9 protein-coding genes and 2 tRNA genes are annotated in these 8,909 nt (G+C 61.8%); 6 read left to right on the top strand and 5 right to left on the bottom strand.

Going from position 1 to position 8,909, the window contains the following annotated elements; all coding sequences use genetic code 11:
• Positions 1–4 precede the first annotated feature (4 nt).
• Positions 5–81: transfer RNA gene (locus F759_RS0135695), tRNA-Arg, on the top strand.
• 94 nt (positions 82–175) lie between these two features.
• Here F759_RS0135695 and F759_RS0135690 read toward each other — a convergent pair.
• The 5 genes from F759_RS0135690 to F759_RS0135665 form a co-directional block, all read right to left on the bottom strand.
• Positions 176–667 carry a phage protein NinX family protein gene (locus F759_RS0135690; RefSeq protein WP_027803939.1) on the bottom strand — a complete coding sequence of 164 codons (492 nt, stop codon included), beginning with the start codon at positions 665–667 and terminating at the stop codon, positions 176–178.
• Positions 668–761: 94 nt separating this feature from the next.
• On the bottom strand, positions 762–3,122 hold the full coding sequence (locus F759_RS0135685; RefSeq protein ID WP_027803938.1) for a RelA/SpoT family protein: 2,361 nt from the start codon (positions 3,120–3,122) through the stop codon (positions 762–764).
• A gap of 149 nt (positions 3,123–3,271) precedes the next feature.
• Positions 3,272–3,475, bottom strand: a complete 204-nt coding sequence (gene rpoZ / locus F759_RS0135675) for a DNA-directed RNA polymerase subunit omega (RefSeq protein WP_006025620.1) — start codon at positions 3,473–3,475, stop codon at positions 3,272–3,274.
• A 60-nt stretch (positions 3,476–3,535) separates the two neighbouring features.
• Positions 3,536–4,219, bottom strand: a complete 684-nt coding sequence (gmk, locus tag F759_RS0135670) for a guanylate kinase (RefSeq protein ID WP_027803937.1) — start codon at positions 4,217–4,219, stop codon at positions 3,536–3,538.
• 17 nt (positions 4,220–4,236) lie between these two features.
• A complete protein-coding gene (locus F759_RS0135665) occupies positions 4,237–5,166 on the bottom strand; it encodes a YicC/YloC family endoribonuclease (protein WP_027803936.1) in 930 nt (309 codons plus the stop codon).
• A 261-nt stretch (positions 5,167–5,427) separates the two neighbouring features.
• On the opposite strand from F759_RS0135665, the gene rph reads away from it, so the two are divergent.
• The 5 genes from rph to F759_RS0135640 all read left to right on the top strand — a co-directional run.
• Complete coding sequence (rph, locus tag F759_RS0135660) at positions 5,428–6,168, top strand: ribonuclease PH (protein WP_027803935.1); 741 nt, start codon at positions 5,428–5,430, stop codon at positions 6,166–6,168.
• Entirely contained in the window at positions 6,161–6,808 is a 648-nt protein-coding gene (rdgB, locus tag F759_RS0135655) for an RdgB/HAM1 family non-canonical purine NTP pyrophosphatase (protein ID WP_027803934.1), read from the top strand. The genes rph and rdgB overlap by 8 nt, the downstream gene beginning before the upstream one ends.
• The gene (gene hemW, locus F759_RS0135650; protein ID WP_027803933.1) at positions 6,805–8,034 is read left to right on the top strand and encodes a radical SAM family heme chaperone HemW; all 1,230 of its coding nucleotides are present in this window, start codon (positions 6,805–6,807) and stop codon (positions 8,032–8,034) included. The genes rdgB and hemW overlap by 4 nt, the downstream gene beginning before the upstream one ends.
• Before the next feature lie 58 nt (positions 8,035–8,092).
• Positions 8,093–8,171: transfer RNA gene (locus F759_RS42740), tRNA-Ser, on the top strand.
• A gap of 478 nt (positions 8,172–8,649) precedes the next feature.
• On the top strand, positions 8,650–8,909 hold a 260-nt coding region (locus F759_RS0135640), incomplete at its 3' end, for a transposase (protein WP_244439014.1).

Raw genomic sequence — 8,909 nt, 5'->3', positions numbered from 1 at the left:
GCGTGCGGCTGTAGCTCAGTTGGATAGAGTACTTGGCTACGAACCAAGGGGTCGTGGGTTCGAATCCTGCCAGCCGCACCACCTTTAAAGGGCCTTCCAATCGGAAGGCCCTTTGCTTTTTCAAGCGCGTTTTTGTTCAACCGCTCATGGCAGTGCAGTGATCGGCGCGCCACCCTCACGGCCGCGGCGGGGACTGAATGTCCCCAATATGCCCGTCCGGGCTCGGAACTTCTTCAAAAGTATCGCCAGCGGTGGCTTTGGCGATGCGGCGCGCCGTTTGGCCGACCAACATCTGCGACTCGTGCAGCATCTCGCCGACACTATCGCCAAACCGGCTTTCGACGAACGCCCGCAGCAGTGCCACGCGCACCGAGTCCCCACGCCCCTCAACCGCGCCACGGCCGCCTTCGAACTCCGCGACGCAGTGCGCAGCGCCCTCTTCGCTGCGCTCCCGCATTTCCAGCCGACGCGCGCGCTCCATCACCGCGGCAGCGGCGTCCCATGAGGTAGTAGGCTTGAAACGGCCGTCCCACGGACGACCACGGTCGTTACCGCGAATCGCGACGGTCTCGCCGCTGTCAGTGAAGCGGATTTCCCGCACGAAGTCGTGCAGGCTGCGGGCCACCCAATAATCCAGTGCGAGGCCCTCGAGGTCAGCTACTTTCATCAGCGCTCTCCCTGAGTTTTCAGGTGAGACTCGCTCGTGCCCTTTGCGTTCCGATTAAAAGAAACGGCGCTTCTTCAACAAGCGAGCGCCGAGCTCAGTAATCGGCCCGCTCGCGGTCGATTCGCATGCCGCCGTCATGCCGGTGATGGCCGTCGTCGCTCGGCCGCTCGCGCGCGATGCGCATCACGTCCGGATTCGTGCGCACGCGGCGCATGACGTTGGCCAGATGAACGCGGTCGCTGACCTGGATCACGAAGCGCAAAATCGTGGATTCCTGCGATAAGTCCTCGTCCATCGCGATGTGCACGATGTTGGCGTCTGCCGAGGTAATGTCCGCGGCCACGCGGGCAAACACGCCCTTCGTGTTCTTGACCAGAACCTTGACGGCGACGTCGAACAGACGCCCCGGTTGCGGCGCCCACGCCACGTCGATCCAGCGGCCCGGATCGCGTCGGTGGATGCGCTGAGCGACACGGCAATCAGTAGTATGGATGGCCATGCCGAGGCCAATGCCGATATAGCCCATGATGTCGTCGCCCGGAATCGGACGGCAGCATGCGGACAATTGCACCGACATGCCCTCGGTGCCGGTAATCACGACCGGCGGAGCATGGGGCGCCGAGCCGGAATCGGAACGTGAGCCGTCGTCGTCAGCATCGCGGCCGCTCATCAGTACTTCGATGCGCTTGGCCATGACCGCCGCGACACGCCGGCCGAGACCGATGTCAGCGAAAATTTCCTGGCCGTTCTTGTTGCCCGTCCATTGCACGAGCTTTTCCCACGCTTCCGGCGTCACGTCCGACAGCGCGAGGCCGTAGCCCTTCAACGCCTGATCGACAAGACGCTCGCCAAGCTGAACCGACTCGTTCAGCCGCATCGTCTTCAGATAATGGCGAATCGCTGAACGGGCCTTGCCGGTGCGCACGAAACCGAGCCACGCCGGATTCGGTTTCGAATACGGCGCGGTAATGACTTCGACGATATCGCCGCTCTTCAACTCGGTGCGCAGCGGCAGCAGTTCGTTGTTGATCTTCACCGCGACACACTGGTTGCCCAGGTCGCTGTGGATAGAATACGCAAAGTCGAGCGCCGTGGCGCCGCGCGGCAACGCCATGATCTTCGACTTCGGCGTGAACACGTAGACCGCATCTGGAAACAAGTCGATCTTCACGTGTTCGAGGAATTCGCTCGAATCGCCTGCTTCGCTCTGAATGTCGAGCAGCGACTTGAGCCACTGATGTGCGCGCTTTTGCACATCGTTCAGATCCGCGCTGCCGTTCTTGTACAGCCAGTGCGCGGCCACGCCGGCTTCGGCGATTTCGTGCATCTTGCGCGTGCGCACCTGAAACTCGATCGGCGCGCCAAACGGACCGACGAGCGTGGTGTGCAGCGACTGATAGCCGTTCACCTTCGGGATCGCGATGTAGTCCTTGAACTTGCCCGGCACCGGCTTGTAGAGAGCATGCAATGCGCCGATGCAGGTGTAGCACTCCAAGGCGCTCTCGACTACCACACGGAAGCCGTACACGTCGAGCACCTGCGAGAACGACAACTGCTTGTCGCGCATCTTCTTGTAGATGCTGAAGATGGTTTTCTCGCGGCCGGTGACTTCGGCGTCAATCTTCGCATCGGCGATTGCGCGCTGCACTGCCTCGAGAATCTTGCCGACCACCTCGCGCCGGTTGCCGCGCGCGGCCTTGACGGCTTTTTCGAGCGTCGCATACCGATGCGGATTGAAGTTCGCGAAGCTTAGGTCCTGCAACTCGCGATACGTGTTGTTCAGCCCGAGCCGGTGCGCAATCGGCGCGTAAATATCCAGCGTTTCGCGCGCTACGCGGCGGCGCTTTTCGGGCGGCACTGCGCCGAGCGTGCGCATGTTGTGCAGCCGGTCGGCGAGCTTCACCAGAATCACGCGGACGTCGCGCGCCATCGCGAGCAGCATCTTGCGGAAGTTTTCCGCTTGCGCTTCCTCGCGATTGCGAAACTCCATCTTGTCGAGCTTCGACAAACCGTCGACCAGTTCCGCGACCTTCGCGCCGAAACGCTCGGCGAGCTCCGCCTTGGTCACGCCCTGGTCTTCCATCACGTCATGGAGCAGCGCAGCCATGATCGCCTGGCCGTCGAGATTCCAGCCAGCGCAAATTTCTGCGACGGCAACCGGGTGCGTGATGTAGGGCTCGCCGCTCTGGCGATACTGGCCGAGGTGAGCTTCGTCGCTGAAATGGAAGGCTGCCTTGACGTCCTTGATCTCTTCCGGCTGCAAATAGCCGGACAACGCGGATGTCAGCTTGGCAATGGAGACGACGTCATGCCGGCGCGGTTGCTCCGGCGTTGCGGTTGGCCCGAACAGATGGCGAAACGACTGTTCGAGAACCGCGTCGATGTACTTGCGTGCAGACGAAGGCGAGTCGGCGTCATGCTCCGCTTCCGTGGCGGTGGGCGGGGTGGTACTCATGTTCGCCTCCGTAGCGGTTGAGAGTTGACGCCGGTCTGCACGTTGACGCAATCAGATGAGGCAAAAAGCTATGGCAAAGCGCTGTGGCAGAAAACCGTGGCAAAAAAGCCGTGGCAAATGCGGCCAATCGAAAACACAAACGGTGCGCGTTAAACGGGCACCTTCTTCAGCATTTCGACGCCGACCTGACCGGCTGCGATTTCGCGCAGCGCGACGACCGTGGGCTTGTCACGGCTTTCGATCTTCGGCGTGTGACCTTGAGCGAGCTGACGCGCGCGATACGTTGCGGCAAGCGCGAGTTCGAAACGGTTCGGGATCTGTTTGAGACAGTCTTCGACGGTAATGCGGGCCATGTTGAGTTCCTTCTCAGTATGTTGCTTATTCTACCTTATGTGCTCGAATCGCCGCCGCGCTCAGGGGTGCGGAAGGTGAATGCCGAGTTGCACGAAAAGCTGCGTATGACGCGCGTATTGCGAGGCGAAGCGCGAACGCGTCGCGGCCACGAGACACTGCAGTTCGCTGAGTGCGCGATCGAAGTTCTCGTTGATCACCACATACTCCGCCTCGGCCGCGTGCGCCATCTCGCTGCCGGCGGCGAGCAGCCGTCGCGTGATCACGTTCGGCTCGTCCTGGCCACGCTTTTTCAGGCGCTCTTCAAGCGCTTCGAGCGACGGCGGCAAGATGAAAATTTCGACCGCGTTATGAAACTGCTTCTTCACCTGCTGCGCGCCCTGCCAGTCGATTTCGAGCAGCACGTCATGGCCGCTTTTCATCTGCTCCTCGATCCACACGCGCGACGTGCCGTAGTAGTTGCCATGCACCTCCGCGCTTTCAAGAAACTCACCCGCATCGTGACGCTTCATGAAATCGTCGACGGTCGTGAAGTGATAGTGCTCGCCGTCCTGTTCTTGCGGACGCGGCGGACGCGTCGTATACGAGATTGACAGACGGATCGCGTCGTCGCCGGCGAGGAGCGCATTCACGAGCGTCGACTTGCCCGCGCCCGAGGGTGCCACGACCATGAACAGGTTGCCGGGATACGCTCCGGCATACGGGTTGCGCGGTGCGCCGCTTTCGCGTGTGTGGTGATCGGTCATGTTGTGATGCTCCAGCCTTATTCCAGATTCTGTACCTGCTCGCGCATCTGTTCGATGAGCAGCTTGAGGGTCATCGACGAATCCGCGAGTTCCTTCGCGGCCGCCTTCGAGCCGAGCGTATTCGCTTCGCGATTGAGCTCCTGCATCATGAAGTCGAGCCGCTTCCCGACTTTGCCGCCCTTCTCGATCACGTGGCGCGTTTCGTTCAGGTGAGCCGTGAGGCGCGACAGTTCTTCGGCGATGTCGATGCGGATGCCGTACATCGTGACTTCCTGGCGGATCCGTTCGTTGATCTCTTCGCGCGACACGATGGTCGCGGCCGTATCCGGTGCGGCAATGCCGAGCGCTTCCTGCAGGCGCTCGACGATTTTCTGCTGGTGCTTCGTGATCAGCTCCGGCACGAGCGGCGTGATCTTCGTGACGATCGCTTCCATCTCGGTGACGTTGGCGAGCAGCATCGTCGCGAGTTGCGCGCCTTCGCGGGCACGCACGTCGATCAGATCCGCGATGGCCTGCTTGCCGCACGCGAGCACCGCGTCGCGCAACACGTCCTGCGCCACGCCCGTCTCCGCGAGCACACCGGGCCAGCGCAGGATTTCGCCCGAGCGTAGACGGCCCGCTTCGGGGAACGTCGCAAGCACTGTGCGCTCCAGCAACGCGAGTTGCGTGAGCGCGTCATGATTGATCGAACCGGCGTTCGCCGTCTGTTCGCTGCGCTGCAGATTGATGCGGATATCCACCTTGCCGCGCGACAGCTTGTTCATCAGCATTTCGCGCAGCGTGGGTTCGCAGACGCGCACGTCTTCCGGCATACGGAAGTTCAGATCGAGAAAGCGCGAGTTCACCGTGCGCAGTTCGACCGACACGCTTACGCCGCCCGTGCCCGAGGCCGAGGCCGCGACGAGTTCGCGGGTCGCGCTCGCATAGCCAGTCATGCTGTAGATCATCGTAGTTCTCGCGATTGTGGCCGTGCGTGAGACGCTGGCCGAAGAATCGAATCGCCCGGCGTGTACGAGACGCGGAGCGGTGAAACGGCATTATCCCATTTTTGGCGATGGGGCCCCTTGGAGAGCCACGGCGGACGCGGCCAGCCGTCGGGGCGCATACCTGCCCGGATCGGCTGTAAAATCGTGCATTCGCCTCCTGCTTTCTCCCGATCTAATCCGATCTAATCCGATCTAATCCGACCTAAGCCGACCTAAGCCGACATGACCGACACCACTCAACGCCCCAGCGGCCGCCTCGCCAATCAGCTGCGTGACGTACGCATCACGCGCCACTATACGAAGCACGCGGAGGGCTCGGTGCTGGTCGCATTCGGCGACACCAAGGTGATCTGCACGGCAAGCATTGCCGAAACCGTGCCGTCATTCCTGCGCGATCGCGGCCAGGGCTGGCTCACGGCCGAATACGGCATGTTGCCGCGCGCCACGCACACGCGCAGCGACCGTGAAGCCGCGCGCGGCAAACAGACCGGGCGCACGCAGGAAATCCAGCGGTTGATCGGCCGCGCGCTGCGCTCGGTGTTCGACCTCGAGAAGCTTGGCGCGCGCACACTGCATATCGATTGCGACGTGATCCAGGCCGACGGCGGCACGCGCACGGCGAGCATTACCGGCGCGTTCGTCGCCGCGCATGACGCAATCAGCAAGCTGCTGGCCGCAGGCCGCATCGAAAGCTCGCCGATCATGGACTACGTCGCGGCCATTTCGGTGGGCGTGTACAACGGCGTGCCGGTGCTCGATCTCGATTACGACGAAGACTCGCAATGCGACACCGACATGAACGTGGTGATGACGGGCGCGGGCGGCTTCGTCGAAATTCAGGGCACTGCCGAGGGCGTGCCTTTTTCGCGCAATGAAATGAACGCGCTGATGGATCTCGCGAGCGACGGCATCGCCACGTTGATCGCGAAGCAGAAAGAAGCATTGGAGTTTCGAGGTGAGTGAAGTTCGTGAAGGCAACGGCGCGCCTCCATCCGGATCGCCGTTGAACAAGGTCGTGCTGGCGTCGAACAACGCGGGCAAGCTGCGCGAGTTCGCGGCGCTCGTCGGCGCAGCCGGCATCGAATTGATTGCGCAAGGCGAACTTGGAGTGACCGAAGCGGAAGAGCCGCATCCCACGTTCGTCGAAAACGCGCTGACCAAGGCGCGGCATGCGGCCAGGCTCACCGGCCTGCCCGCCCTCGCCGACGACTCGGGACTGTGCGTGCGCGCGCTGCGCGGCGCGCCGGGCGTCTATTCGGCGCGCTACGCGCAACTCGCCGGCGGCGAAAAGAGCGACGCTGCGAACAATGCGCGGCTGGTTTCCGCGTTACGAGGCGAAAGCGATCGCCGCGCGTACTACTACTGCGTGCTGGCACTGGTGCGTCACGCGGACGACCCCGAGCCTCTGATCGCCGAAGGTCGCTGGCATGGCGAGATTCTCGACGCGCCGCGCGGCTCGCATGGTTTTGGTTACGACCCGTACTTCTTCCTGCCGTCCCTGAACGCAAGCGCCGCCGAACTGGAACCCGCGGTGAAGAACGCCAGCAGCCATCGCGCGATTGCGTTGCGCCAACTGCTCGCGCGTCTGACGGAGGAAGCGTGATTCCGATCAGGCCGGCGCCCGCCGATGTCGGCAACGGCGTGATCAAGGCATTCACGTCGCCGGGCAGCATCCGTTTGACGTCGCTGCCGCCGCTCTCGTTGTACGTGCATTTTCCGTGGTGCGTGCGCAAGTGTCCGTACTGCGATTTCAACTCGCATGAATGGAAAGGCGACACGTTCCCCGAGAACGAGTATCTCGACGCATTGCGCGCCGACCTCGAAATGGCTTTGCCACTCGTGTGGGGACGGCAGGTGCATACGGTGTTCATCGGCGGCGGTACGCCGAGCTTGCTGTCGGCAGCTGGGCTCGACCGCATGCTGTCCGACGTGCGCACGCTGCTGCCGCTCGACGCCGACGCGGAAATCACGCTCGAAGCAAATCCGGGTACGTTCGAGGCCGCGAAGTTCGCGCAGTTTCGCGCGAGCGGCGTGAACCGGTTGTCGGTGGGCATACAGAGTTTCAATGAAGCGCATCTGAAGGCGCTCGGCCGGATTCACGATTCGACGCAAGCGCGCCATGCGGTCGAAGTGGCCGCCACCACGTTCGACAATTTCAATCTCGACCTGATGTTCGCGCTGCCGCAGCAGACGCTCGCCGAATGCCAGGCGGATGTCGAGACGGCGTTGTCGTTCGCGCCGCCGCATCTTTCGCTGTATCACCTGACGCTCGAACCCAACACGCTGTTCGCGAAGTTTCCGCCCGCGCTACCTGACGACGATGCCTCCGCCGACATGCATGACTGGATTCATGAGCGCACGGCGGCCGCTGGATATGAGCGCTATGAAGTGTCGGCGTATGCCAAGCCGCATCGGCAGAGCAAGCACAATCTGAACTACTGGCGTTTTGGCGACTATCTCGGCATTGGCGCGGGCGCGCATACGAAACTGTCGTTCCCGAACCGCGTGTTGCGTCAGGCGCGCTATAAGCATCCGGCCACGTTCATCGAACAGGCAAAAGCCGGCGCGGCGGTGCAGGAAGAACATGAAGTCGGACCGCGCGATCTGCCGTTCGAGTTCATGCTGAACGCGCTGCGACTGGTGGAAGGGTTTCCGGTGCATCGGTTCATCGAACGCACGGGTTTGTCGATGACCTCTATCGAGTCGGCGTTGCAGGAAGCGGAACGCCGCAAGCTGATTACGCGCGACCACGAAAAGATTGCTCCGACGCCGCTTGGACAAGCGTTCCTCAACGATCTACAGGCGTTGTTTCTGAAAGATCCGCGATGAATGCGGACCGACGGAGCGCCGCACCGAGGTTTTTCCAGGTTACAATTTGCGGCCTGGAGGTGTGGCCGAGTGGTTTAAGGCACCGGTCTTGAAAACCGGCGAAGGAGTGATCCTTCCGTGAGTTCTTATACGGACCCTCGAAATTTGCAACCAACCCAGCCCCTCCCTACGAAACCTCCCGCGAGCGTTCGCTTTGCGCGATGTCCTTGCTGCTAAGGGTCGGCACCTGGCCGATACCGGAGTTGCTTAGAACGTCCTGCCGTGCCCCCAGCTTTTCGCGGTCGCTCCAGCAGTCCAGCATCAATCCATCCATTCGGCGGATTCGTCCGCCGACGCGGCGTTTGCGTTCGCCGGTTTAGTCGACTGTTCGACTCGGGATGAGCGACCTACGGTCACCGGTGACTGCCACAGAGTCGCTGCTCACTGGTCTTCCTGTCAAAAGGCTTTTGAGTGGATGGAGATTCGTAAATGCAAACGAGGCAGGATTCACTCTGCCTTGACTTGATGCGCAATGGGATGCGCCAATCTCGCGTTTTCCCGGGCCGAGCTGGGATTCCGTTCACTGGCTGGCCCCGCAACAACCGTAAGCGCGTCTTCATTACCGTGTAGATTTACTTGTTGAGTTTGGCTACTTTGGTGCCCACCAAACGAATGGTGGACGCTACAGTGGACAGCCCTCATCAATCCAAACGGTCCAAGCGACCGAATTTCTCTGTCGAGTTCAAGCGGCAGATCGTCGAAGCAACGCTCAAGCCGGGTGCGTCGGCTGCGCTGATCGCTCGCGAGCACGGCATCAACGCCAATCTGCTGTTCAAATGGCGTCGTCATTATCTTGCCGGCGATTTCGGCATGCCCGACGTTCAGCTGCCAGAGGC

Origin of the sequence: Paraburkholderia dilworthii (assembly GCF_000472525.1) — a bacterium.
Classification (GTDB): Bacteria; Pseudomonadota; Gammaproteobacteria; order Burkholderiales; family Burkholderiaceae; genus Paraburkholderia; species Paraburkholderia dilworthii.
The sequence above is the reverse complement of the archived record's forward strand: the minus strand, read 5'-3'. Positions and strand labels throughout refer to the sequence as shown.